The 23,999-nt window shown below is 72.2% G+C and carries 17 protein-coding genes and 1 pseudogene; 14 read left to right on the top strand and 4 right to left on the bottom strand.

The genetic code is table 11. The annotated features are described in order from the left end of the window. Positions 1-143 precede the first annotated feature (143 nt). From ACFY2B_RS18875 to ACFY2B_RS18860, 4 genes are all read left to right on the top strand, one after another. Positions 144-425, top strand: coding sequence for an acylphosphatase (locus ACFY2B_RS18875; protein ID WP_390764234.1), 282 nt, complete (start codon positions 144-146; stop codon positions 423-425). A gap of 373 nt (positions 426-798) precedes the next feature. Beyond that, on the top strand, positions 799-1,002 hold the full coding sequence (locus ACFY2B_RS18870) for a hypothetical protein (protein WP_376533258.1): 204 nt from the start codon (positions 799-801) through the stop codon (positions 1,000-1,002). A 252-nt stretch (positions 1,003-1,254) separates the two neighbouring features. Then, complete coding sequence (gene smc, locus ACFY2B_RS18865; RefSeq protein WP_390764233.1) at positions 1,255-4,809, top strand: chromosome segregation protein SMC; 3,555 nt, start codon at positions 1,255-1,257, stop codon at positions 4,807-4,809. Positions 4,810-5,015: 206 nt separating this feature from the next. Then, a complete protein-coding gene (locus ACFY2B_RS18860; protein WP_390764232.1) occupies positions 5,016-6,434 on the top strand; it encodes a sugar porter family MFS transporter in 1,419 nt (472 codons plus the stop codon). Positions 6,435-6,549: 115 nt separating this feature from the next. Here ACFY2B_RS18860 and ACFY2B_RS18855 read toward each other — a convergent pair whose 3' ends face one another. Next, the gene (locus ACFY2B_RS18855) at positions 6,550-7,521 is read right to left on the bottom strand and encodes an LLM class flavin-dependent oxidoreductase (RefSeq protein ID WP_390764231.1); all 972 of its coding nucleotides are present in this window, start codon (positions 7,519-7,521) and stop codon (positions 6,550-6,552) included. A 60-nt stretch (positions 7,522-7,581) separates the two neighbouring features. Next, the gene (locus tag ACFY2B_RS18850) at positions 7,582-9,066 is read right to left on the bottom strand and encodes a purine-cytosine permease family protein (RefSeq protein WP_390764230.1); all 1,485 of its coding nucleotides are present in this window, start codon (positions 9,064-9,066) and stop codon (positions 7,582-7,584) included. 107 nt (positions 9,067-9,173) lie between these two features. Between ACFY2B_RS18850 and ftsY the strand changes: the two genes are divergently transcribed. Then, positions 9,174-10,385 carry a signal recognition particle-docking protein FtsY gene (ftsY, locus tag ACFY2B_RS18845; RefSeq protein ID WP_390764229.1) on the top strand — a complete coding sequence of 404 codons (1,212 nt, stop codon included), beginning with the start codon at positions 9,174-9,176 and terminating at the stop codon, positions 10,383-10,385. Positions 10,386-10,766: 381 nt separating this feature from the next. Here the strand turns inward: ftsY and ACFY2B_RS18840 are convergent, their stop codons facing one another. Then, a complete protein-coding gene (locus ACFY2B_RS18840; RefSeq protein WP_390764228.1) occupies positions 10,767-11,423 on the bottom strand; it encodes a bifunctional DNA primase/polymerase in 657 nt (218 codons plus the stop codon). A gap of 457 nt (positions 11,424-11,880) precedes the next feature. Between ACFY2B_RS18840 and ACFY2B_RS18835 the strand changes: the two genes are divergently transcribed. From ACFY2B_RS18835 to ACFY2B_RS18805, 7 genes and pseudogenes are all read left to right on the top strand, one after another. After that, on the top strand, positions 11,881-13,353 hold the full coding sequence (locus tag ACFY2B_RS18835) for a hypothetical protein (RefSeq protein WP_390764227.1): 1,473 nt from the start codon (positions 11,881-11,883) through the stop codon (positions 13,351-13,353). 323 nt (positions 13,354-13,676) lie between these two features. Beyond that, entirely contained in the window at positions 13,677-15,014 is a 1,338-nt protein-coding gene (locus ACFY2B_RS18830; protein WP_390764226.1) for an ammonium transporter, read from the top strand. Beyond that, on the top strand, positions 15,011-15,349 hold the full coding sequence (locus ACFY2B_RS18825) for a P-II family nitrogen regulator (RefSeq protein ID WP_003997576.1): 339 nt from the start codon (positions 15,011-15,013) through the stop codon (positions 15,347-15,349). The genes ACFY2B_RS18830 and ACFY2B_RS18825 overlap by 4 nt, the downstream gene beginning before the upstream one ends. Before the next feature lie 41 nt (positions 15,350-15,390). Beyond that, positions 15,391-17,895, top strand: a complete 2,505-nt coding sequence (locus ACFY2B_RS18820; RefSeq protein ID WP_390764225.1) for a [protein-PII] uridylyltransferase — start codon at positions 15,391-15,393, stop codon at positions 17,893-17,895. Between the two features lie 217 nt (positions 17,896-18,112). Then, entirely contained in the window at positions 18,113-19,663 is a 1,551-nt protein-coding gene (gene ffh, locus ACFY2B_RS18815) for a signal recognition particle protein (protein WP_390764224.1), read from the top strand. Positions 19,664-19,814: 151 nt separating this feature from the next. Next, a pseudogene (locus tag ACFY2B_RS18810) lies at positions 19,815-20,198 on the top strand (cell division protein FtsH); the annotation flags it as partial. Between the two features lie 79 nt (positions 20,199-20,277). Continuing rightward, the gene (locus ACFY2B_RS18805; RefSeq protein WP_390764223.1) at positions 20,278-20,481 is read left to right on the top strand and encodes a hypothetical protein; all 204 of its coding nucleotides are present in this window, start codon (positions 20,278-20,280) and stop codon (positions 20,479-20,481) included. Positions 20,482-20,594: 113 nt separating this feature from the next. Here ACFY2B_RS18805 and ACFY2B_RS18800 read toward each other — a convergent pair whose 3' ends face one another. Continuing rightward, the gene (locus ACFY2B_RS18800; RefSeq protein WP_390764222.1) at positions 20,595-21,434 is read right to left on the bottom strand and encodes an SAM-dependent methyltransferase; all 840 of its coding nucleotides are present in this window, start codon (positions 21,432-21,434) and stop codon (positions 20,595-20,597) included. A gap of 199 nt (positions 21,435-21,633) precedes the next feature. On the opposite strand from ACFY2B_RS18800, the gene proS reads away from it, so the two are divergent. Both proS and ACFY2B_RS18790 read left to right on the top strand, forming a co-directional pair. Continuing rightward, the gene (proS, locus tag ACFY2B_RS18795) at positions 21,634-23,049 is read left to right on the top strand and encodes a proline--tRNA ligase (protein ID WP_390764221.1); all 1,416 of its coding nucleotides are present in this window, start codon (positions 21,634-21,636) and stop codon (positions 23,047-23,049) included. A 261-nt stretch (positions 23,050-23,310) separates the two neighbouring features. Next, positions 23,311-23,913 (top strand): hypothetical protein, encoded by a 603-nt coding sequence (locus ACFY2B_RS18790; protein ID WP_390764220.1) that lies wholly within the window; start codon positions 23,311-23,313, stop codon positions 23,911-23,913. Positions 23,914-23,999: the final 86 nt, after the last annotated feature.

Raw genomic sequence — 23,999 nt, 5'->3', positions numbered from 1 at the left:
GTCGACCCCCCCTGCGAACCCGTGGGTCAACCAATCTCACTCGAACGAGTGAGATTCATATGAGATTCATTGGGTGGGGACGGTACCGCATGGCGTCCGGGCGGGATGTGCTCTCGGAGAGATCGGCCCGTTAGGTTGCAGCCATGAGCGACGACGTACGGCTGGTCGCCTGGGTGCGCGGACGTGTCCAGGGTGTGGGTTTCCGCTGGTTCACCCGGGCCAAGGCGCTGGAGATCGGTGGCCTGAGCGGCTTCGCCCTCAATATGGGGGACGGACGCGTCCAGGTGGTCGCCGAAGGGCCGCGGGCGCACTGCGAGGGGCTGCTCGACTGGCTCCAGGGCGGCGACACGCCCGGGCGGGTGGACGGCGTGACCGAGATCTGGGACACACCCCGCGGGGGTTACGAGGGATTCGCCGTACGCTGAGCCCGACGGGCGGACGGCCACGGCGGCACGTGCCCGGGGCACCTGCGCGAAGGGGAAACGCCCAGGTGGTTGCCAAGGACCGTCGGTCGTGGCAGGCTCCCCCGTTACCACTGATCGCCACGCCCCGAGGACCCCGTGGCGGACGCGGCGCGGCCCCTCTTCCGGCCCCGTGTCCCCGGGTCGTCCGCCGACACGGGGCGTGATCGTGTTGACCGTCAAACTTTTTGGTGAGACGCTGAAAGCCCCGCGCACCTTAGCTGTTTGGCATGTAGGAACAGCAGAGCAACACTCGGCAGTGCCAAGCACCGCGGGTGCGAATCCCTCACGACCCACACCGATTCGGTCGGTCACTCAGTGTGGAGGACCATCCATCATGGCAAAGGCGCTTCTCGGTTACGTCGGCGGCTCCGACCCTCGACTCCTTGCCGAGATGCGACGGCTCCAGCAGCGCGTCCAGGACCTGGAATCCGAGCTCGTACGGATCCAGGCGGAGAACGAGGCGCTGACGGCTGCCGCTTCTCACGACAGGGTCATGGAGAGCATCGACGCACACCAGGCGGAGCCTGCGCTCACCTGATCGCTGCACCGCTCCACGACCAGCACACGCAGTGATCGGGCTGCCCGTGTCAACCGCTAAATTGTCAGAGTGGCAAGGGACGCTTCGGCGTCCCTTCTTTCTTGCCCGGCTCCTACTTGCCCGGTCATTCTCTCCCCCGCGCATCCTTTCACCCTCTTTAACGTCTGGTGTGCCCTGCATGTTCAGGCGTGAAACCGCGGGGTTGCGAGGGTTCGTGGAGTGGAACAGCGGCGGCGGGTAGAGTCCACCGGCGTGCACCTCAAGGCCCTGACCCTGCGCGGGTTCAAGTCGTTCGCCTCGGCGACCACGCTCCGGTTCGAACCGGGGATCACGTGCGTCGTCGGGCCGAACGGCTCGGGCAAGTCCAATGTCGTGGACGCGCTCAGCTGGGTCATGGGCGAGCAGGGCGCCAAGTCGCTGCGCGGCGGCAAGATGGAGGACGTCATCTTCGCCGGCACCACGGGGCGTCCGCCGCTCGGCCGGGCCGAGGTGTCCCTGACCATCGACAACTCCGACGGCGCCCTGCCCATCGAGTACGCCGAGGTCACCATCACGCGGATCATGTTCCGCAACGGCGGCAGCGAATACCAGATCAACGGCGACACCTGCCGCCTCCTCGACATCCAGGAACTGCTGTCCGACTCCGGCATCGGCCGCGAGATGCACGTCATCGTCGGCCAGGGCCAGCTCGACTCCGTGCTGCACGCCGACCCCATGGGCCGCCGGGCCTTCATCGAGGAGGCCGCCGGCGTCCTCAAACACCGCAAGCGCAAGGAGAAGGCGCTGCGGAAGCTGGACGCGATGCAGGCCAACCTCGCGCGCGTGCAGGACCTCACCGACGAACTGCGCCGCCAGCTCAAACCGCTGGGCCGGCAGGCGGCGGTCGCGCGCCGGGCCGCCGTCATCCAGGCGGACCTGCGGGACGCCCGGCTGCGGCTGCTCGCCGACGACCTGGTGCGGCTGCGCGAGGCGCTCAGGACCGAGATCGCCGACGAGGCCGCGCTGAAGGAGCGCAAGGAGGCCGCCGAGCAGGAACTGCGCAAGGCGTTGCAGCGCGAAGGGCTGCTGGAGGACGAGGTGCGCCGGCTCACTCCCCGGTTGCAGCGCGCCCAGCAGACCTGGTACGAGCTGTCCCAGCTGGCCGAGCGGGTGCGCGGCACGATCTCGCTGGCCGACGCCCGGGTCAAGAGCGCCACCTCCGCGCCGCCCGAGGAACGGCGCGGCCGGGACCCGGAGGACATGGAGCGGGAGGCCGCCCGCATCCGCGAGCAGGAGGCCGAGCTGGAGGCCGCCCTGGAAGCGGCCCAGCGTGCCCTCGACGACACCGTCGGCCACCGTGCCGAACTGGAGCGCGAGCTGGCCCTTGAGGAGCGGCGCCTGAAGGACGCGGCCCGCGCCATCGCCGACCGCCGCGAGGGCCTGGCCCGGCTGAACGGGCAGGTCAACGCGGCCCGTTCGCGGGCCGCCGCGGCCCAGTCCGAGATCGACCGGCTCGCGGTGGCCCGGGACGAGGCCCAGGAGCGGGCCGCGCGGGCGCAGGAGGAGTACGAGTCGCTCCAGGCGGAGGTCGACGGCCTCGACGCGGGCGACACCGAACTCGCCGGGCGGCACGACGCGGCGAGGACGGCGCTGGCCGAGGCGGAGTCCGAGCTGGCCGCCGCACGCGAGGCGGCCACCGCGGCCGAACGCCGACGCGCCGCGACCCAGGCCCGGCACGAGGCGCTGGCGCTCGGCCTGCGCCGCAAGGACGGCACCGGCGCGCTGCTCGGAGCGAAGGACCGGCTCACCGGAGTGCTCGGCCCGGCGGCGGAACTGCTCACCGTGGCGCCGGGCCACGAGACCGCGCTGGCGGCGGCGTTCGGCGCGGCGGCCGACGCCGTCGCGGTGACCACACCCGCCGCGGCCGCGGACGCCATCCGGCTGCTGCGCAAACAGGACGCGGGCCGGGCGGCGCTGCTGCTCGGCGGCGCCCCCGACGACGCACCGCGACAACCCCGCCCGGACGGACCGCCGTACGCCGCCGACCTCGTCCAGGGCCCCGCCGAACTGCTGCCCGCCGTGCGGCGGCTGCTGCGCGGCGTCGTCGTGGTCGGCACCCTCGAAGACGCCGAGGACCTGGTCTACGCGCATCCCGAGCTGACCGCGGTCACCGCCGACGGCGATCTGCTCGGCGCCCATGTGGCGCACGGCGGGTCCGCCGGGGCGCCGAGCCTGCTCGAAGTGCAGGCGTCCGTCGACGAGGCCGCCGCCCAGCTCGACGAGCTGGGCGTGCGCTGCGCCGAGCTGACCGAGGCGCAGGCCGCGGCGGGGGAGCGGCGCCGGGAGTGCGCCGGGCTGGTGGAGGAACTGGCGGAGCGGCGCCGGGCCGCCGACCGGGAGAAGTCGGCCGTCGCGCAGCAACTCGGCCGGCTCGCCGGGCAGGCGCGCGGCGCGGCAGGCGAGGCCGAGCGGTCCGCGGCGGCGGCGGCCCGGGCGCAGGAGGCGCTGGAGAGAGCCGTGCAGGAGGCGGAGGAACTCGCCGAACGGCTCGCCGTCGCCGAGGAGATGCCGATCGAGGAGGAGCCGGACACCTCCGCGCGGGACCGGCTCGCCGCCGACGGCGCCAACGCCCGGCAGACCGAGATGGAGGCCCGGCTCCAGGTCCGTACCCACGAGGAACGGGTCAAGGGGCTCGCCGGGCGGGCCGACGCGCTCGACCGGGGCGCCCGCGCGGAACGCGAGGCACGCGCGCGTGCCGAACAGCGGCGGGCCCGGCTGCGCTACGAGGCGTCCGTGGCCGAGGCCGTCGCCTCCGGCGCACGGCAGCTGCTCGCGCACGTCGAGGTGTCGCTGGGCCGGGCCGACGCGGAGCGGGCCGCCGCGGAGGCGGCCAAGGCGCGCCGGGAACAGGAGCTGGCCGCCGCCCGGAACACGGGGCGCGACCTCAAGGCCGAACTCGACAAGCTGACCGACTCGGTGCACCGGGGCGAGGTGCTGGGCGCGGAGAAGCGGCTGCGGATCGAACAACTGGAGACCAGGGCGCTGGAGGAGCTGGGCGTGGAGCCGGCCGGGCTCGTCGCCGAGTACGGCCCGCACCAGCTCGTACCGCCCTCCCCGCCCGCCGAGGGGGAGGAGCTGCCGGAGGATCCGGAGCATCCGCGCAACCAGCCGCGGCCGTTCGCGCGGGCCGAGCAGGAGAAGCGGCTGAAGGCCGCCGAGCGGGCGTACCAGCAGCTCGGCAAGGTGAATCCGCTCGCCCTTGAGGAGTTCGCCGCGCTGGAGGAGCGCCACAAGTTCCTCAGCGAGCAGTTGGAGGACCTGAAGAAGACCCGCGCCGACCTGCTTCAAGTGGTGAAGGAGGTCGACGAACGGGTCGAGCAGGTCTTCACGGACGCCTACCGGGACACGGCACGGGAGTTCGAGGGCGTCTTCAGCCGGCTCTTCCCGGGTGGTGACGGCCGGCTGGTGCTGACCGATCCCGACAACATGCTCACCACGGGCGTGGACGTCGAGGCCCGGCCGCCGGGCAAGAAGGTCAAGCGGCTCTCCCTGCTGTCCGGCGGGGAGCGGTCGCTCACCGCGGTCGCCCTGCTGGTGTCCATCTTCAAGGCCCGGCCCAGCCCCTTCTACGTCATGGACGAGGTCGAGGCCGCCCTCGACGACACCAACCTCCAGCGGCTGATCCGCATCATGCAGGAGTTGCAGGAGGCGTCCCAGCTGATCGTGATCACCCACCAGAAGCGCACGATGGAGGTCGCCGACGCGCTCTACGGCGTCTCCATGCAGGGCGACGGCGTGTCGAAGGTCATCTCCCAGCGACTCCACTGACCTCGGTTTCAAGAGCTGAACTTAATTCCGCCGCGCGGTGCCTGAAAGCTCACACTGCGCGGACTGGTGTATTCGGAACTTGAAGACATAGTCTCGGCGGCGTTCTTTTCACCTTCAGGTGTGAGCGGCGTGAACCTGTGCGCCACTGGAAGCCTGCAGGGCTCACCCCCACCCGGCGGCGTTGCCGGTGGCCCGAGGAGTGGCACGTGACCAGCACAGCGCAGGCACCGCAGTCAGGAGCCGGGACGGCTCACCCCGACCATCTCGGGCACATCGTCTTCATCGCGGCGGCGGCCGCCATGGGCGGCTTCCTCTTCGGCTACGACAGCTCCGTCATCAACGGCGCCGTCGAGGCCATCCGCAGCCGCTACGGCATCGGCTCGGCGGAACTCGCCCAGGTCATCGCCATCGCCCTGATCGGCTGCGCCGTCGGCGCCGCGACCGCCGGCCGGATCGCCGACCGCATCGGCCGCATCCGCTGCATGCAGATCGCCGCGGTCCTCTTCACGGCCAGCGCCGTCGGCTCCGCGCTGCCCTTCGCCCTGTGGGACCTCGCGCTGTGGCGGATCGTCGGCGGCTTCGCCATCGGTGTGGCCTCGGTCGTCGGCCCCGCCTACATCGCCGAGATCGCCCCGCCGGCCTATCGCGGACGCCTCGGTTCCTTCCAGCAGGCGGCGATCGTGGTGGGCATCGCCGTCTCGCAGCTCGTCAACTGGGGCCTGCTGAACGCCGCGGGCGGCGACCAGCGCGGACGGCTGCTGGGCCTGGAGGCATGGCAGGTCATGCTCGGCGTCATGGTCGTCCCGGCCGTCCTCTACGGCCTGCTGTCCCTCGCCATCCCCGAGTCGCCCCGCTTCCTGCTCTCCGTCGGCAGGCGTGAGCGGGCCCGCGAGATCCTCGCCGAGGTGGAGGGCGGGGGCACCGACCTGGACGCCCGGGTCGCCGAGATCGAACACGCCATGAAGAGTGAGCACAGGTCCACCTTCAGGGACCTGCTCGGCGGTTCCTTCTTCTTCCGGCCGATCGTCTGGGTCGGCATCGGCCTGTCGGTGTTCCAGCAGTTCGTGGGCATCAACGTCGCGTTCTACTACTCCTCGACGCTCTGGCAGTCGGTCGGCGTCGACCCGGCGGACTCGTTCTTCTACTCCTTCACGACGTCGATCATCAACATCGTCGGCACCGTGATCGCGATGATCTTCGTGGACCGCATCGGCCGCAAGCCGCTCGCGCTCATCGGCTCGGCCGGCATGGTCGTCGGCCTGGCGCTGGAGGCATGGGCGTTCTCCCACGACCTGGTCGACGGCAAGCTGCCGGCCGCGCAGGGCTGGACCGCCCTGATCGCGGCCCATGTGTTCGTCCTCTTCTTCGCCCTGTCCTGGGGCGTCGTCGTCTGGGTCTTCCTCGGCGAGATGTTCCCGAACCGGATCCGCGCCGCCGCCCTGGGTGTCGCCGCCTCCGCGCAGTGGATCGCCAACTGGGCGATCACCGCCAGCTTCCCGTCGTTGGCCGACTGGAACCTGTCCGCGACCTACGTGATCTACACGGTCTTCGCCGCGCTGTCCGTCCCGTTCGTGCTGAGGTTTGTCAAGGAGACGAAGGGCAAGGCGCTGGAGGAGATGGGGTGACGGCCCCGCGCCCGCTCACCGGACGCGGACACCACCGCCGATCCCCGGGGCTTCGCGGCAGCTCACCCGTCGCCTTCGGACTCGGACCCGGGCGGCCACCCCGTGAGGCGGTGGGTCAGTCCGCCAGCGCCGGAAGCACCCGTTCCGCCAGCAGCCTGAGGCTGCGCCAGCCCTCCTCCACCGGCATCCCGCCCGCCAGCGGGTGCAGGACCAGGTTGTCCAGGCCCTGGGCCACGCACTCCTCGGGCGCGAGGATCCGGTACACGCCCTCCGCGCGCAGCTCGTCCACCGTCGTGGCCGCCGAGCGCACCGCCGAGCGGATGTCCCCGGACTGCCAGGAGGCATACGTCCGCGCCTCGTGCAGGAAGTGCTTCCCGTACTCGGCCCACGCCCGGTCCGGGTCCTCGGCGATGTGCAGCAGCGGGGTCTCGGCGGCGGGCATCCTGGTCCAGCCCTCCGTGCCGTACTCGGCCAGCCGCTCCTTGTAGTAGGTCTCCAGCTCCGGCAGGTGCGCGCTGGGGAAGAAGGGCAGGCCGAGCCGGGCCGCCCGGCGGGCCGCGGCCCGGGAGGAGCCGCCGACCAGCAGGAGCGGGTGCGGTTCGGTGAGCGGGCGCGGGGTGACCCGGACCGTCCGGCCCCGGTAGTCGAACTCCTCGCCGGTCCACGCCTTCAGCAGGGTCTCCAGCAGCTCGTCCTGGAGCCGGCCCCGCTGCTTCCAGTCCACGCCGCTGCGGGCGTACTCCTCCGGCCGGTACCCGATCCCGGCGACGGTGACCAGCCGGCCCCCGCTGAGCAGATCGAGTACGGCGATGTCCTCGGCCAGCCGCAGCGGGTCGTGCAGCGGCCCGATGACCGCGGAGACCGTGACGGCGATCCGCCGCGTCGCCCCGAGCACCGCGCCCGCGAACACGAACGGCGAGGGCATCCAGTTGTTCTCGACCCCGTGGTGCTCCTCGGTCTGCACCGTGGCGATCCCGTGCTCGTCGGCGTAGGCCGCCATCTCCAGGGCCGCCCGGTAGCGGGCGGCGAGGGAGGCGGGGGTGGCGCCGGGCTCGACGAGGTTGAACCGGACGACCGTTGCGGGCATGAGGAGTCCCTCTGTTCACGGGGCGGATGGGTGCCGTGGGGGACATTAGCTGACGATCGATCAGACGACCAGAGCGGTGGACCCCTCGGTGGCCGCCGCGGGGTCCGGGGACGCCGCCACCACCGCCGGCTTCGGCAGGATCGCGTACACCACGCCCGAGACGGCGATCGTCACCACCCACCCGAGTCCGTACCCGCCGACCGGATTGTTCCTGGCCAGCGGGCCGGTGAACCAGTCCGACCCGGTGAACAGCAGACCCGTGCCGAGCCCCAGTGCCCAGGCGGTGACGGCCGCCGGACAGAAACCGCCCCGGTACCAGTACGCGCTGGTGCGCGTGGTGTCGAGCAGGGCCCGCGCGTCGTACCCGCGGCGGCGCAGCATGTCCGTGCCGAACACCCCCGCCCAGGCCGAGAAGGCCACCGCGAGCAGCGACAGGAAGGCGATGAAGGAACTCAGGAAGGAAGCCGCCGCCAGTATCAGGACGCCGCCGATGGCCAGGGAGATCACCGCGTTGACCGAGACCGCCCAGGGGCGCGGGACCCGCAGGCCGAGCGTCTGCGCGGTGAAGCCCGCCGAGTACATCGACATCGCGTTGATCAGCAGCATGCCGACCAGCGCGATGAGCAGATAGGGGACCGCGAGCCACAGCGGCAGGGCCCGGCCCAGGAAGGAGACGGGATCGGCCGCCGTGGCGAACCGCGGGTCGGAGGCGGCCAGCACGGCGCCCATCAGGACCATTGGCAGCATGACGACGGTGGACCCGCCGACGGTGCCCAGCACGATCGCCCGTGACGACGCCGTACGCGGCAGATAACGGGTGAAGTCCGCCGCCGTCGGTGCCCAGCTGATGCCGCCCGCGGCGATCAGCCCGATGCCCGCGATCACCGCGGAGGCCGGCGCCGCCGCACGCGCGAGGACGCCGCTCCAGTCCGTCGTCACGACCAGCCGGGCCAGGACCAGCAGGGAGAAGGCGCCGAACAGCCAGGACGCCCAGCCGGCGCAGTGCCGTAGCGCGCGGATGCCCAGGCCCGAGATCACGAAGGTGGCGAGGACGAAGGACAGCAGGGTGGCCAGGGTCAGGGGACCGGTGCGTCCGACGCCCAGGGTGAGGTGCAGAACGGCGAGCAGCGCGTAGGCCCCGGTCACCGCGTTGATCGTCTCCCAGCCCCAGCGGGCGACCCAGATCAGCGCGCCGGGGAGCAGGTTGCCGCGCTGCCCGAAGACCGCGCGGGACAGTGCCATGCCGGGTGCGCCGCCGCGCTTGCCGGCGATGCCGAGCACCCCGACGAGGCCGTACGAGACGAGCGGCGCCGCGCAGCCGACGACCAGGACCTGCCAGAAGTTCAGCCCGTAGGTCACGGACAGACCCGCGCCCAGGGTCAGCAGCAGGATGGTGATGTTGGCGGCGATCCAGGTGGGAACGAGTCCGCGGGTCCGCGCGGTGCGTTCACTTCTGGGGACCGGTTCGATGCCCCGGGTCTCCGGACCGTGGCCCCGCGCGGGATCCGGGCGGGGCGCGCCATCGTGGCGAGCGGCGGTACCCATGGGACGACATGGTACGTAAGCTGACAAAATTCCTGAAGTGATCCGAGCCTCCCGGCGGATCCGGAAGCTGGGTCCGCCCGGGACCCATGGCCGATACTGGACGGGTTATGGAAACCGTCATCCTTGCTGTAGTCATCGCCGTGGTCGTGATCGCCGCGGTCGGCGGGCTCGTCATCGGCAGCCGGCGCCGCAGGCCGCTGCCCTCGCCACCGCCGGCCACCCCCGACATCACCGCCCCCCCGGCCGAGCCGCACGTCGGCGACGAGGCCGAGACGCCGCACGACGAACCGCGCCGGACGATCGAGGAGGTGGACCTCCCCGGCGGCTCCGCCCCGGCCGCCGTCGCGGAGCCACCCGTCGTCGAGGAGCTGCCGGCCCCCGAGATCGAGGTCCCGGAGCCCACGGCCGGCCGCCTGGTGCGGCTGCGCGCCCGCCTCTCCCGCTCGCAGAACGCCCTCGGCAAGGGGCTGCTCACGCTGCTGTCGCGCGAGCACCTCGACGAGGAGACCTGGGAGGAGATCGAGGACACGCTGCTGACCGCCGACGTCGGTGTGCAGCCCACTCAGGAACTGGTCGAGGGGCTGCGCGAGCGGGTGAAGGTGCTCGGCACCCGCACCCCCGACGAACTGCGCGGGCTGCTGCGCGAGGAACTGCTCAAGCTGGTCGGCACCGAGGTGGACCGCACCGTCCGGACCGAGCCGGACGACCGCAAACCGGGCATCGTGATGGTCGTCGGCGTCAACGGCACCGGCAAGACCACCACCACCGGCAAGCTCGCCCGGGTCCTGGTCGCCGACGGGCGCACCGTCGTCCTCGGCGCCGCCGACACCTTCCGGGCCGCCGCCGCCGACCAGCTGCAGACCTGGGGCGAGCGGGTCGGCGCCTACACCGTGCGCGGCCCGGAGGGCGGCGACCCCGCGTCCGTCGCGTTCGACGCGGTGAAGGAGGGCAAGGAGATGGGCGTCGACGTGGTGCTCATCGACACCGCGGGGCGGCTGCACACCAAGACCGGGCTCATGGACGAGCTGGGGAAGGTCAAGCGGGTCGTCGAGAAGCACGCCCCGCTCGACGAGGTGCTGCTCGTCCTCGACGCCACCACCGGGCAGAACGGCCTGGTCCAGGCCCGGGTCTTCGCCGAGGTCGTCGACATCACCGGCATCGTGCTGACCAAGCTCGACGGCACGGCGAAGGGCGGCATCGTGGTCGCCGTCCAGCGTGAGCTGGGCGTGCCGGTCAAACTCGTCGGCCTCGGTGAGGGCGCCGACGACCTGGCGCCGTTCGAACCGGACGCGTTCGTGGATGCGCTCATCGGTGACTGAGGGCGACCCACGGAAGCACCTGATCCACGGCACCACCCCCGAAAATCCGGATGTGCCCAGGAAGCGCCCGTCCCCGCCGGCATGCGGCTGGGGACGGGCGCTTCGCCGTACGCGCCGGTACACCCGGGGGGGCGTGCTCGGGCGCGCGGAGTCCGGTGGCGCCCCCGGTGCTCGGGGGTGTGTCTCGAAAGTCCCGCCCGCCCCACGCGCCCCCGGCCGCGCGGTCGGGAGGCCGGGGGAATGCGCGCTCGCCGCGTTGTCGGGTCGCCCGCGCACACCCGGTACGCGGGCGCCCCGCCGCCCCGCGACCACACGCGTCGGACACCACCGGACACCACCGGACCGCCCTCCGCACGGGCGGCGCTGCTTTCGGGACCCGCGCTATGCGCGCGACCGGTGTGCCACGTAGGCCAGGGTGCCCAGGAGCAGACGGGCGGCCGGGGGTTTGGTCGCGGAGTCGAGGGCGGGCGGGCGCAGCCAGCGGGTCGGGCCCAGCCCGCCGCGGTCCGAGGGCGGTGCCGTGAGGTACCCGCCGGGGCCGAGGCCGCGCAGGTCGAGGGCGGCCGGGTCGTCCCAGCCGAGGCGGTAGAGCAGTGCGGGGAGCGCGGCGGCGGCGCCGGGGGCGACCAGGAACTGGGCGCGGCCGTCGGGGGTCGCGAGGACCGGGCCCAGGGGCAGGCCCATGCGCTCCAGACGGACCAGTGCCCGGCGCCCGGCGGGCTCGGCCACCTCCAGCGCGTCGAAGGCGCGCCCGGCCGGCAGCATCACCGCGGCGCCGGGGAACTCCCCCCAGGTCTTGGTGACCTCGTCGAGGGTGGCGCCGGCGGTGATGTGGGGTGCGAACTCCAGCGGATGAGCGCCCGGCGCACAGCAGTCCGCCCGGCCGCACGAACAGGCGCCCCCCGCGGCCCGCGCGCCCGGCACCACGTCCCAGCCCCACAGACCGGTGAACTCGGCGACCGCGGTGCACTCCGAGGAGCGGCCGCGCCGGCGAGTGCCGGAGCGGAGCTCGCGCATGCCGCCGATCGTGAAGTCCATGCCCCCTCCAACGGGTCCAGCGCGCCGGTGGTTACGACGCGGAGCGAGACGGAAGCGGAACGTGACCGTATACGGCTCCGTCTACCCCACTCCCGCGGGGGCCGAGCGGCGCTTTGAAGCGTCTTCGGTGGTGCGTCGGGAGGTGCGCGCCCCCGAGTGCACCGTCGCACCCACTTGTGGCCGTCCTATGTCAAGTGAATCGCGCTCGGGCAGCCGTGAGTTCAATCGAAGGGGTGGCGAATGGTGGCGTTTCCAGGATCGCCATGGTGCGTCCGTGAACGTAAGATTACGTTGAGTACACGAGTCCCGGGGCACATGCACGTACGGGTATGCCGGAGGCAAGTCGGCTCTCCGTTCGAAGGGTGAGAACCGCCGGACGGACCACGGTGGGTAGCGGCATCCTGATAAGGCTTGGCGCACTCGGTGACAAGTAGTCTCAGGAATTGGGGGCGCTCCAGTGGGCGGCAACGGCGGTGGCGGGACGAACGCTGACAAACGCCCGAACGAGCTGCTGGGCTCGTGGTTCGTGCGCAGCGGCTGGTCCAAGGGCGAACTGGCCCGCCAAGTGAACCGCCGTGCCCGCCAGTTGGGCGCCAACCACATCTCCACGGACACCTCCCGGGTGCGCCGCTGGCTGGACGGCGAGAACCCCCGCGAGCCGATCCCGAGGATCCTCTCCGAGCTGTTCTCCGAGCGGTTCGGCTGCGTCGTCTCGGCCGAGGACCTGGGCCTGCGCGCCACCCGCCCCTCACCCTCCGCGACCGGCGTCGACCTGCCCTGGACGGGCCCGCAGACGGTGGCCCTGCTGAGCGAGTACTCGCGCAGCGACCTCATGCTGGCGCGCCGCGGCTTCCTCGGCACGTCGCTCGTCCTGTCCGCGGGCCCGTCCCTCATCGAGCCGATGCAGCGCTGGCTCGTCCCCTCGCCGCCGTCCCCGCTGCCGGAGCCCGAGCCGGTCGAGCCCCGCCGCCCCGGCCGCCTGTCCAAGCCCGAGCTGGACCTGCTGGAGACCACCGCGGTGATGTTCCGCCAGTGGGACGCCCAGTGCGGCGGCGGCCTGCGCCGCAAGGCGGTCGTCGGCCAGCTGCACGAGGTCACCGACCTGCTTCAGGAACCCCAGCCGGAGGCCACCACCAGGAGGCTCTTCAAGGTCGCCGCCGAGCTGGCCGAACTGGCCGGCTGGATGAGCTACGACGTGGGGCTCCAGCCCACCGCGCAGAAATACTTCGTCCTCGCCCTGCACGCCGCCAAGGAGGCGGGCGACAAGCCCCTGGGCTCCTACATCCTCTCCAGCATGAGCCGCCAGATGATCCACCTCGGCCGGCCCGACGACGCCCTGGAACTGATCCACCTCGCCCAGTACGGCAGCCGCGACTGTGCGAGCCCGCGCACCCAGTCCATGCTGTATGCGATGGAGGCCCGCGCCTACGCCAACATGGGCCAGCCCGGCAAGTGCAAGCGCGCGGTGCGGATGGCCGAGGACGCCTTCGCCGAGGGCGACGAGTGGGACGAGCCGGACCCCGACTGGATCCGCTTCTTCTCCGAGGCCGAGCTGTACGGCGAGAACTCCCACTCCTACCGCGACCTCGCCTACGTCGCCGGCCGCAGCCCCGGCTACGCCTCCCTGGCCGAACCGCTGATGCAGCGGTCCGTCGAGCTGTTCGCCACGGACCACGAGCACCAGCGGTCGTACGCACTGAACCTGATCGGCATGGCCACCGTGCACCTGCTGCGCCGTGAGCCGGAGCGGAGCACCGCCTACGTCACCGAGGCGCTGAGCGTCGCCGGGAAGGTGCGGTCCGAACGGGTGAACACGCGGATCCGGAAGACCGTCGACACGGCCGTACGCGACTTCGGCGACCTCGCCGAGGTCATCGACCTCACCGACCAGCTCGCGACCGCCCTCCCGGAGACCGCTGAGGCGGTCTGACCCCGCAGGACCCCGGCCGCGGCCGGCCCTCCCGAACAGCCCGACTCGGCTCCCCCGCGCCAGGTCGTCGGAAGGCCGGCCGCGGCCGGTTTCGTTCCGCGGGAGATGGTTGCGTCACGATAACGATCGCCGTGCGGCGAATCCGGCAGTTCATCCACGCGTAACACACACGGCGCCTTCGTCACTCCGGTGAAACAACGAGGGGCGTCGACCGAAACCGCGCTGCGCCAGTCTCGTGGCGCATAACCGGCCCGCCCCTCACCGACCGGACCACTCTTCAGGCCCTGCCCGCACGGGCCGTACCAATCGACGAGGAGACGCCGATGGCACCAGCCATCACGCTTGCCGCGGAGGCACCCAAGCTGTCCGCCGCGGACACAGGCTTCATGCTCATCTGTTCCGCCCTGGTGATGCTCATGACCCCCGGCCTGGCCTTCTTCTACGGAGGCATGGTCCGCGTCAAGAGCACCCTGAACATGCTGATGATGAGTTTCATCAGCCTGGGCATCGTCACCATCCTGTGGGTGCTCTACGGCTTCTCCGTGGCCTTCGGCACCGACAAGGGCTCCCTCGTCGGCTGGACCTCCGACTTCGTCGGATTCAGTGGCATCGGCAAGATGGACCTCTGGCCCGGCTACACCATCCCGGTCTTCGTCTTCGCCGTCTTCCAGCTGATGTTCGCGATCATCACGCCCGCCCTGATAAGCGGTGCCCTCGCGGACCGGGTGAAGTTCTCGGCGTGGGCCGTCTTCCTCGTGCTGTGGGTCACGATCGTGTACTTCCCGGTGGCGCACTGGGTCTGGGGCTCCGGCGGGTGGGCCTACGAACTCGGCGTGATCGACTTCGCCGGTGGTACCGCGGTCCACATCAACGCGGGTGCCGCGGCCCTCGGCGTGATCCTCGTCATCGGCAAGCGGGTCGGCTTCAAGAAGGACCCGATGCGCCCCCACAGCCTGCCGCTGGTCATGCTCGGCGCCGGTCTGCTGTGGTTCGGCTGGTTCGGCTTCAACGCCGGCTCCTGGCTCGGCAACAACGACGGCGTCGGCGCGCTGATGTTCGTCAACACACAGATCGCCACCGCGGCCGCCATGCTGGCCTGGCTCGTCTACGAGAAGATCCGGCACGGCGCGTTCACCACGCTGGGCGCCGCCTCCGGCGCGGTCGCGGGACTGGTCGCGATCACCCCGTCCGGCGGCGCGGTCTCCCCGCTCGGCGCGATCGCCGTCGGCGCCATCGCCGGTGTGCTGTGCGCCATGGCGGTGGGCCTGAAGTACAAGTTCGGCTACGACGACTCCCTCGACGTGGTCGGCGTCCACATGGTCGGCGGTGTCCTCGGCTCCCTGCTCATCGGCTTCTTCGCCAGCGGCAAGGGCCAGTCCGACGTCAAGGGCCTGTTCTACGGCGGCGGACTCGACCAGCTCTGGAAGCAGTGCGCCGGTGTCTTCGCGGTCCTCGCCTACTCCCTGATCGTCTCCGCCGTCCTCGCCTTCCTCCTCGACAAGACCATGGGCATGCGGGTCACCGAGGACGAGGAGGTCTCCGGCATCGACCAGGCCGAGCACGCCGAGACCGCATACGACTTCAGCGGCGCCGGTGGCGGGGTCATCGGTAGCATCGCGCCCGCCCTGGCCGCCCTGCAGAGCAAGAAGGTGGACGCATGAAGCTCATCACCGCGGTCGTCAAGCCGCACCGGCTCGACGAGATCAAGGAGGCCCTGCAAGCCTTCGGGGTGCACGGTCTGACGGTCACCGAGGCGAGCGGTTACGGTCGTCAGAGGGGACACACCGAGGTCTACCGCGGCGCCGAGTACACCGTCGACCTGGTACCCAAGATCCGTATCGAGGTGCTGGCCGAGGACGACGACGCCGAGCAGCTGATCGACGTCATCGTCAAGGCCGCCCGCACCGGCAAGATCGGTGACGGCAAGGTCTGGTCCCTGCCGGTCGAGACGGCCGTACGGGTGCGCACCGGCGAGCGCGGTCCGGACGCCCTCTGACCGGACGCGCAGGCGAACAGCAGAACGACAGGAGCCGCTGGGTGACGGGTACGGAAGAGCACTACGACGCGAAGGACTCGGGACCCAGTGGCTACGCGGCGGCCCGGCTGCGCCTCCTCACCGAGGGGGAGCAGTCCGGGCCGCCGCGCCGAGCGGCCCTCGCCGAGCTGACCGACGACTGGCTGGCCGGGCTGTTCGGCGCGGCGGCCGAGGGGCTCCCGGGCGTCTCGCTGGTCGCCGTCGGCGGATACGGCCGCGGCGAGCTGTCCCCGCGCAGCGACCTCGACCTCCTGCTGCTGCACGACGGCCCCGACACCGAGGCGATCGCCGCCCTGGCCGACCGCATCTGGTACCCGGTCTGGGACCTCGGCCTCGCCCTCGACCACTCCGTGCGCACGCCCGCGCAGGCCCGCAAGACGGCGGACGGCGACCTCAAGGCCCAGCTCGGCCTGCTCGACGCCCGCCACCTCGCGGGCGACCGCGGCCTCACCGCCGCACTGCGGACGACCGTGCTCGCCGACTGGCGCAACCAGGCGTCCGGACGCCTCCCCGAACTCCAGGAGCTGTGCGCCGAACGCGCGGCCCGCCAGGGCGAGCTGCAATACCTCCTGGAACCGGACCTCAAGGAGGCCCGCGGCGGCCTGCGGGACGCCACCGCCCTGCGCGCGGTCGCCGCGTCCTGGCTGGCCGACGCCCCCCGGGAGGGCCTCGCGGACGCCCGCCGGCGTCTGCTCGACGTCCGGGACGCCCTGCACCTGACCACCGGCCGCGCCACCGACCGCCTCGCCCTCCAGGAACAGGACCAGGTGGCCGCCGAGCTGGGCCTGCTCGACGCCGACACACTGCTGCGGCAGGTCTACGAGGCGGCCCGCGTCATCTCGTACGCCAGCGACGTCACCTGGCGCGAGGTGGGGCGCGTACTGCGGTCGCGCGCCGTACGTCCCACACTGCGCAGACTGGCGAGGGAGCGAAGCGACTTCCTCAGAAGGGCGGTGGCGGGCGACGGGAGGGCGCTGGGCGGCAAACCGGTCGCGGAGCGCTCGCCGCTGGCCGAGGGGGTCGTGGAACAGGACGGCGAGGTGGTGCTCGCCCGCACCGCGCGCCCCGAACGCGACCCGGTGCTTCCCCTGCGCGCCGCGGCCGCCGCGGCCCAGGCCGGTCTCCCGCTCTCCCTGCACGCCGTACGGCGCCTGGCGGCCACCGCCGGCCCGCTGCCCACGCCCTGGCCCGCCGAGGCCCGCGAGCAACTGGTCACACTGCTCGGCTCCGGCCGGCCGACGGTCGACGTCTGGGAGGCGCTGGAGGCGGAGGGTCTCGTCACCCGGCTGCTGCCGGACTGGGAGCGGGTGCGCTGCCGTCCGCAGCGCAACGCCGTCCACGTGTGGACCGTCGACCGGCATCTGATCGAGACGGCGGTCCGCGCCTCCGAGCTGACCCGCCGGGTCAGCCGGCCCGACCTGCTGCTGGTCGCCGCCCTGCTGCACGACATCGGCAAGGGCTGGCCGGGCGACCACTCCGTGGCGGGCGAGATCATCGCCAAGGACGTGGCCGTCCGCATCGGCTTCGACCGCGGTGACGTGGGCGTGCTCGCCACCCTCGTACGCCACCATCTGCTGCTGGTGGAGACCGCCACCCGGCGCGACCTGGACGATCCGGCCACGGTCCGCGCGGTCGCCGACGTCGTCGGCTCGCCGAGCACGCTGGAACTGCTGCACGCGCTGACCGAGGCGGACGCGCTGGCCACCGGCCCGGCCGCCTGGTCGTCCTGGCGCGGCGCCCTGGTCGCCGACCTGGTGAAGCGGGTCGCGGCCGTCCTCGCCGGGGACACGCCCGGCGAGCCCGAGCCCGGCATCCCCACCGCCGAGCAGGAGCGCCTCGCCATCGAGGCGTTCCGTACCGGCGGACCGGTGCTGGCGCTGCGCGCACAGCCGCAGCGGCCGGCGACGGACGAGGAGCCCTCGGGTGATCCCGAGCCGCTGGGCGTCGAACTCCTCATCGCCGTACCCGACCAGCCGGGGGTGCTGCCCGCGGTGGCCGGGGTCCTCGCCGTGCACCGGCTCACCGTGCGCACCGCGGAACTGCGGACCCTGCGGCTGCCGGACGACGTCGACGACGGGTCGCTGCTGCTGTTGGACTGGCGGGTCGCGGCGGAGTACGGCTCGCTGCCGCAGGCCGTGCGGCTCCGCGCCGACCTGGTACGGGCGCTGGACGGCAGCCTGGACATCGCGGGCCGGCTCGCCGAGCGCGACGCGGCCTATCCGCGCCGCCGCGGCTGGCCGGCCCCGCCGCCGCGGGTCACGGTCGCTCCGGCCGCCTCCCGGCACGCCACGGTGATCGAGGTCCGCGCCCAGGACGCGCCGGGGCTGCTGTTCCGGATCGGCCGGGCGCTGGAGGACGCGGGCGTCCGGGTGCGGAGCGCGCACGTCAGCACGCTGGGTGCCAACGCGGTGGACGCCTTCTATGTGACGACGGGGACGGGGACGCCCTTGCCGGCCGGCGACGCGGCGGCGACGGCCCAAGCGCTGGAGGAGACGCTGCGGGCATGACCCGGCGGGCGTGTCGTACGCGTACCTGACGTGGTCACCGCCGACGCGGGGCGGGCCGGGCGGCCCGTCCGGCCCGCCCGCCCGGCCGTGTCATGGCCCCGCCGCGCGCGTCCCGCCCCGCCCCGCTGAACGCGGCGGCCGGGGACGATCTGCTTGCGCGGCCGGATACCCTGGAAGACGCTCTGTACTGCCCCCAACTCCGAGGACCGACGCCGCCGTGTTCGATACTCTCTCCGACCGCCTCAGCGCCACTTTCAAAAACCTCCGTGGAAAAGGCCGGCTGAGCGAAGCGGACATCGACGCCACGGCGCGCGAGATCCGCATCGCGCTGCTCGAAGCGGACGTCGCCCTTCCTGTCGTCCGCACGTTCATCAAGAACATCAAGGAGCGGGCCCTCGGCGCCGAGGTCTCCAAGGCACTGAACCCGGCCCAGCAGGTCCTGAAGATCGTCAACGACGAACTGGTCACCATCCTCGGCGGCGAGACCAGGCGCCTGCGCTTCGCCAAGCAGCCGCCCACGGTGATCATGCTGGCGGGTCTCCAGGGTGCGGGCAAGACCACCCTCGCGGGCAAGCTCGGCCGCTGGCTCAAGGAGCAGGGCCACTCCCCGCTGCTCGTCGCCGCCGACCTGCAGCGCCCGAACGCCGTGAACCAGTTGAGCGTCGTCGCCGAGCGCGCGGGCGTGGCGGTCTTCGCACCGGAGCCGGGCAACGGCGTCGGCGACCCGGTGAAGGTCGCCGAGGACTCCATCGACTTCGCGAAGTCCAAGGTCCACGACATCGTCATCGTCGACACCGCCGGCCGCCTCGGCATCGACCAGGAGATGATGCAGCAGGCCGCGGACATCCGTGACGCGGTCTCCCCGGACGAGATCCTGTTCGTCGTCGACGCGATGATCGGTCAGGACGCGGTCAACACGGCGGAGGCGTTCCGCGACGGCGTCGGCTTCGACGGCGTGGTGCTCTCCAAGCTCGACGGCGACGCCCGCGGCGGCGCCGCCCTGTCGATCCGCCAGATCACCGGCAAGCCGATCATGTTCGCGTCGAACGGCGAGAAGCTCGACGACTTCGACGCCTTCCATCCGGACCGGATGGCCTCCCGCATCCTCGACATGGGCGACCTGCTCACCCTGATCGAGCAGGCGGAGAAGACGTTCAGCCAGGAAGAGGCCGAGAAGATGGCCTCCAAGCTGGCGTCGAAGAAGGGGCAGGACTTCACCCTCGACGACTTCCTGTCCCAGATGGAGCAGGTCAGGAAGATGGGCAGCATCTCGAAGCTGCTCGGCATGCTGCCCGGCATGGGCCAGATCAAGGACCAGATCAACAACCTCGACGAGCGCGACGTCGACCGCACCGCCGCGATCATCAAGTCGATGACCCCCGGCGAGCGCCAGGACCCGACGATCATCAACGGCTCGCGCCGCGCCCGTATCGCCAGGGGCTCGGGTGTCGAGGTCAGCGCGGTGAAGAACCTCGTCGAGCGGTTCTTCGAGGCGCGCAAGATGATGTCCAGGATGGCCCAGGGCGGCGGGATGCCCGGCATGCCGGGCATCCCGGGCATGGGCGGCGGTCCCGGCCGGCAGCGGAAGCAGCCGAAGAAGGCCAAGGGCAAGCAGCGCTCGGGCAACCCGATGAAGCGCAAGCAGCAAGAATTGGAGGAGGCCCAGCGGCGCGAGGCCGCCGCGCAGGGCGGGGGAGCGGTGGGCCTGCCGCAGCAGGGCGGGCAGGACTTCGAGCTGCCGGACGAGTTCAAGAAGTTCATGGGCTGAGCCCGGCCCCGGCCGCGCGCGACCCGAGGGCGTTCCCTTCCACGAGGGGACGCCCTTCGACGTTCCCGAGGGTGCCACCGACCGTGCCCGCCGGGCCTCACGGGTACGCCCATGACTTGCTGCGGGTGCCGTGCTCTGATACGTGGCGTAACGTCCCGATATGGCCAACCCGGCGCCGCCGCGTGACTCCCCCGACCAGCCCTGGCGCACCGAGGGCGCTCCCGCACCGGCCCCCGACCGCGGCGGACGCGAGGCCATCCTGCGGATCCACACCCGCGGCATCCCGCTAGCCGAGGACGTGAACCTCGCCCAGGTGGCCCGTACCACCCCGGGCATGACCGGCGCCGAGCTGGCCAACCTCGCCAACGAGGCGGCCCTGCTCGCGGTCAAGCACGCACAGCGGGAGGTGACGCGGAGCGACCTCTCGGAGGCGTTGGAGAAGGTCCAGCTGGGCGCCGAACGCGCCCTGGTGATGCCCGAGGAGGAACGCCGGCGCACCGCGTACCACGAGGACGCGTACCGGATCGCCGGCATCACCCGTCTGACGAAGGACGAACCCTGAGCCGACCCGCCCCGTTCGGGCCGCGCGCGGGGATCTGCCCCGAGAGGAGCGCGTGGTGCGTGCCTGCGGCACCGCCGAGGACCCGGAGGCGTACGCCGAGTCGTTCGTGGAACGGATCCTGCCCGCCGCCCTGCCCCACGAGATCGGCACGCCCGCGTCGTACGGCTCCGCCCGGTGGATACGGCCCACGCTCACCGACAACGCACCGGACGTGTTGTTCTCCCTCGCCGCCGCCCCCCGCCGACACCCCTGCTGACGCTCGGCATCGGCAAGGAGTCGGTCACGCCCGAGTCCCGGCGTCGTTCCCGTACGTGCCGCCCGCACCCTGAGCGCGCGGCCCTCGCGCTGCCCGCCCCCAGGGCAACCCACCTAGGGAACACGGGCGATCAGATAACGGAACACGTTCGGCATCCACACCGTCCCGTCCTGCTGCCGGTGGGGATGCAGCGCTTCCCGCAGTTCCTTGTCCACCTGTGCCGGGTCGGTGGCCGTGAGCGCCGCGTCGAACCATCCCGTCGACAGCAGACCGCGCACCGCGCTGTCGACGTCCGCGTACCCGAACGGGCAGGCCACCCGCCCGGAACCGTCCGGCCGCAGCCCGGCCCGCCGGACCACCTCCTCCAGGTCGTCGCGGCCGGCCGGGCGGCACGGATCGGCCGGTCCGGCGGCCACCCGCAGCACGTCCGAGGTGGCACAGCGCTCCGGCGGACCCCAGCCGGCCAGCACCACGGCCGCGCCGCGCACGGCGAGCGGCAGCGCGGCGGCGAGTGGTCCACCGGGCCCCGCCGCGTCGTCCGCGCGGCCTCCGGCCGGTTCGAAGACGGTCACCAGGGTGTACGCGGGCGTCTCCGCGTCGGCCGCGTCCCCGGGCGAGCCGTCGACGATCCGGGCGCGCGCACGCGCGCGTGCGTCCCGCGCGTCCGGCAGCAGGCGCTGCCGCGCGAGGGCGAGCAGTTCGGGCCGGCCGCGGTCGACGCCGGTCACCGCGGCCCCTCTGGCCGCCGCCGTCAGCAGGGCGAGTCCGGAACCGCAGCGCAGGCCGAGCAGCCGGGTGGCCGGGCCCACTTCAAGCCGTTCGTAGACGGACTCGTGGAGCGGGACCAGCATCCGTTCCTGGATCTCGGACCAGTCACGCGCGCGTGCCCACCGGTCCACACCGGGGGCGGTGCCCGCGGGGGCCGGGTGCTGCCGCACGAGCGTAGGTGTCATGGATCAGCGCCCCAATCCGCCGAAGGCCGCCGCTGCGACCGGTTGCGTGGCCCCCGTGCCGTGCGCTCGCACTCTCCACCCATGCCAGGTAACTCCCGGCTCGCGACGGCGTCCAGGGGTCCTGGAACGCGGATTGCCGCTGCGTGGCGGCCGTGGCGAGAATTCACATCCCGGCAACGTGGACCCGTACCATCGCGCCATGGCAAAGGCACCCGTTCTCACCCCCCGGGCGGTCGACTTCCCCCGCTGGTACCAGGATCTGATCAACAAGGCGGAGCTGGCCGACAACGGCCCGGTGCGCGGCACCATGGTGATCCGACCGTACGGGTACGGGCTGTGGGAGCGGATGCAGGCCGAGATGGACACCCGGATCAAGGGGGCCGGCGCCGCCAACGCCTACTTCCCGCTGTTCATCCCGCAGTCGTACCTGACCCGGGAGGCCGAGCACGTCGAGGGTTTCGCGCCGGAGCTGGCCGTCGTCACGCACGCCGGCGGCAAGGAATTGGAGGAACCCGTCGTCGTCCGGCCCACCTCCGAGACGATCGTCAACGACTACTTCGCCAAGTGGGTGCAGAGCTACCGGGACCTGCCGCTGCTGATCAACCAGTGGGCGAACGTGGTGCGTTGGGAGCTGCGCCCGCGCGTGTTCCTGCGCACGACGGAGTTCCTGTGGCAGGAGGGCCACACCGCGCACGCCACCTATGAGGACGCCCGCGACTACGCCGCGCGCATCCACCGCGAGGTGTACGCCGACTTCATGGAGAACGTCCTCGCCATGGACGTCCTCGCGGGCCGCAAGACCGCCCGTGAGCGGTTCGCCGGTGCCGTCAACACCCTCACCCTGGAGGGCATGATGGGCGACGGGAAGGCCCTCCAGCTCGCCACCAGCCATGAACTCGGCCAAAACTTCGCCAAGGCTTTCCATACCCAGTACCTGTCGAAGGACGGTCGGCAGGAATACGTCTGGCAGACCTCGTGGGGCTCCACCACCCGCATGATCGGCGCCCTGGTGATGATGCACGGGGACGACGACGGCCTGCGCGTCCCGCCCCGGCTGGCGCAGATCCAGGCCGTGGTGCTCGCCGTCAAGGACGATGAGGCGGTCCTGGCCAAGGTCCGCGAGATCGGCGACCGGCTGACCGCGGCGGGGATCCGGGTACGGGTGGACGACCGCACGGACACCCCGTTCGGCCGGCGCGCCGTCGACTGGGAGCTGAAGGGCGTGCCCGTCCGCATCGAGGTCGGCCCGCGCGATCTGGAGGCCGGCACCGCGATGCTGGCCCGCCGCATCCCCGGCGGCAAGGAACCGGTCGCCCTGGACGCGCTGCCCGCCCTGCTCCCGGGGATCCTCGAAGCGGACCAGGCGCTGCTGCTCGGGCAGTCCCGGGAACGCCGCGAGTCCCGCACGGTCGACGTGGCCACCGTCGCGGAGGCCGTCGAGGCCGTCACCGCCGGCGGCTGGGCGCGCATCCCGTGGGCCGGCCTCGGCGAGGAGGGCGAGGCCGAACTGGCCGAGCACGCCGTGACCGTACGATGCCTGGTCGCGGCGGACGGATCGGTGCCGGGCGAAGACGGCACCCCGGGTGACGTCGCGATCGTCGCGCGCGCATACTGAAGCGGCGCCGTCACGGCGAGAGCGACCGAAACGTCTCTTGCGCAGCGGCCGCCCACAGCCGTCCCGGCGCGCGGACCCGTTCTGCGTGCCGGGTTCTACGTCGGACTACGTACCGGGTTGGTAGGAGCTGTGCGGCTTCTCCGCAGATCAGCGCTCCCGCCCTCGTCAGGTCGCATCAGCGGCAACTGACGGGTACGTGCAAAATTATTTTGGGATGCCCCGGAATCGGAACACAGCGGCGGTCCGGCTCGTTCTCATTACGTGAGCACGACACAGACACCACCTGTACTCGCCGCAGAGCTGGCACAGGCGTGGGCCGACATTCAGCGGTACCACCCCGAGCTGCCTGACCTTGCCGCGCCAGAATCCCTGATCGGAGAGTCGTCGTCCGCGTGCGGACACGAGCTCTCCTTCGAGCGACTGCTTCACGAGGCAGTCCACGGCATCGCCGCCGCCCGCGGCGTACGCGACACCTCCCGGGCCGGCCGCTATCACAACCGGAGATTCCTCGCCATCGCCGAGGAGCTGGGCCTGGACCACCCCGACGAGCCGCACCCGAGCAGCGGCTTCTCGCTGGTGACGCTCAACCCCGAGGCGAAGCGGCGCTACCGCCCGACGACGGAGCGGCTCCAGCGCGCCCTGAAGGCCCACCTGGCCGCCACCTCCGCCGACACCTCCCGCACCTTCCGCGGCCCGGCCGCCCGCCACGGCTCCTCCGGTGGCGGTGTCCGCGTCAAGGCCGTCTGCGACTGCGGGCGCAATGTTCGGGTCGTCCCGTCCGTGCTGGCCCAGGCGCCGATCATGTGCGGCGGCTGCGGCAAGCCGTTCCGGATCCCGGAGGTCGTGGGGGCGGCGGCGAACTAGGCACGCGGCTGCTCGTGGCAGCCGCGTGCGCCGACTCGCCGGTGCCGGGCAGCACACCCGACGTACGGTCGTCTCCGCGCCGGGTG

The organism is Streptomyces sp. NPDC001270, assembly GCF_042896695.1.
GTDB lineage: Bacteria > Actinomycetota > Actinomycetes > Streptomycetales > Streptomycetaceae > Streptomyces.
Note: the sequence above shows the minus strand (reverse complement) of the source record. Positions and strands in the feature narration are given on the sequence as shown.

Coding starts and splice junctions, on each gene's coding strand:
- ACFY2B_RS18825 (WP_003997576.1), top strand. CDS start 15,011: ATGAAGCTCATCACCGCGGTCGTCAAGCCGCACCGGCTCGACGAGATC.
- ftsY (WP_390764229.1), top strand. CDS start 9,174: ATGGAAACCGTCATCCTTGCTGTAGTCATCGCCGTGGTCGTGATCGCC.
- ACFY2B_RS18875 (WP_390764234.1), top strand. CDS start 144: ATGAGCGACGACGTACGGCTGGTCGCCTGGGTGCGCGGACGTGTCCAG.
- ACFY2B_RS18840 (WP_390764228.1), bottom strand. CDS start 11,423: ATGGACTTCACGATCGGCGGCATGCGCGAGCTCCGCTCCGGCACTCGC.
- ACFY2B_RS18870 (WP_376533258.1), top strand. CDS start 799: ATGGCAAAGGCGCTTCTCGGTTACGTCGGCGGCTCCGACCCTCGACTC.
- ACFY2B_RS18855 (WP_390764231.1), bottom strand. CDS start 7,521: ATGCCCGCAACGGTCGTCCGGTTCAACCTCGTCGAGCCCGGCGCCACC.
- ACFY2B_RS18830 (WP_390764226.1), top strand. CDS start 13,677: ATGGCACCAGCCATCACGCTTGCCGCGGAGGCACCCAAGCTGTCCGCC.
- ACFY2B_RS18850 (WP_390764230.1), bottom strand. CDS start 9,066: ATGGGTACCGCCGCTCGCCACGATGGCGCGCCCCGCCCGGATCCCGCG.
- proS (WP_390764221.1), top strand. CDS start 21,634: ATGGCAAAGGCACCCGTTCTCACCCCCCGGGCGGTCGACTTCCCCCGC.
- ACFY2B_RS18800 (WP_390764222.1), bottom strand. CDS start 21,434: ATGACACCTACGCTCGTGCGGCAGCACCCGGCCCCCGCGGGCACCGCC.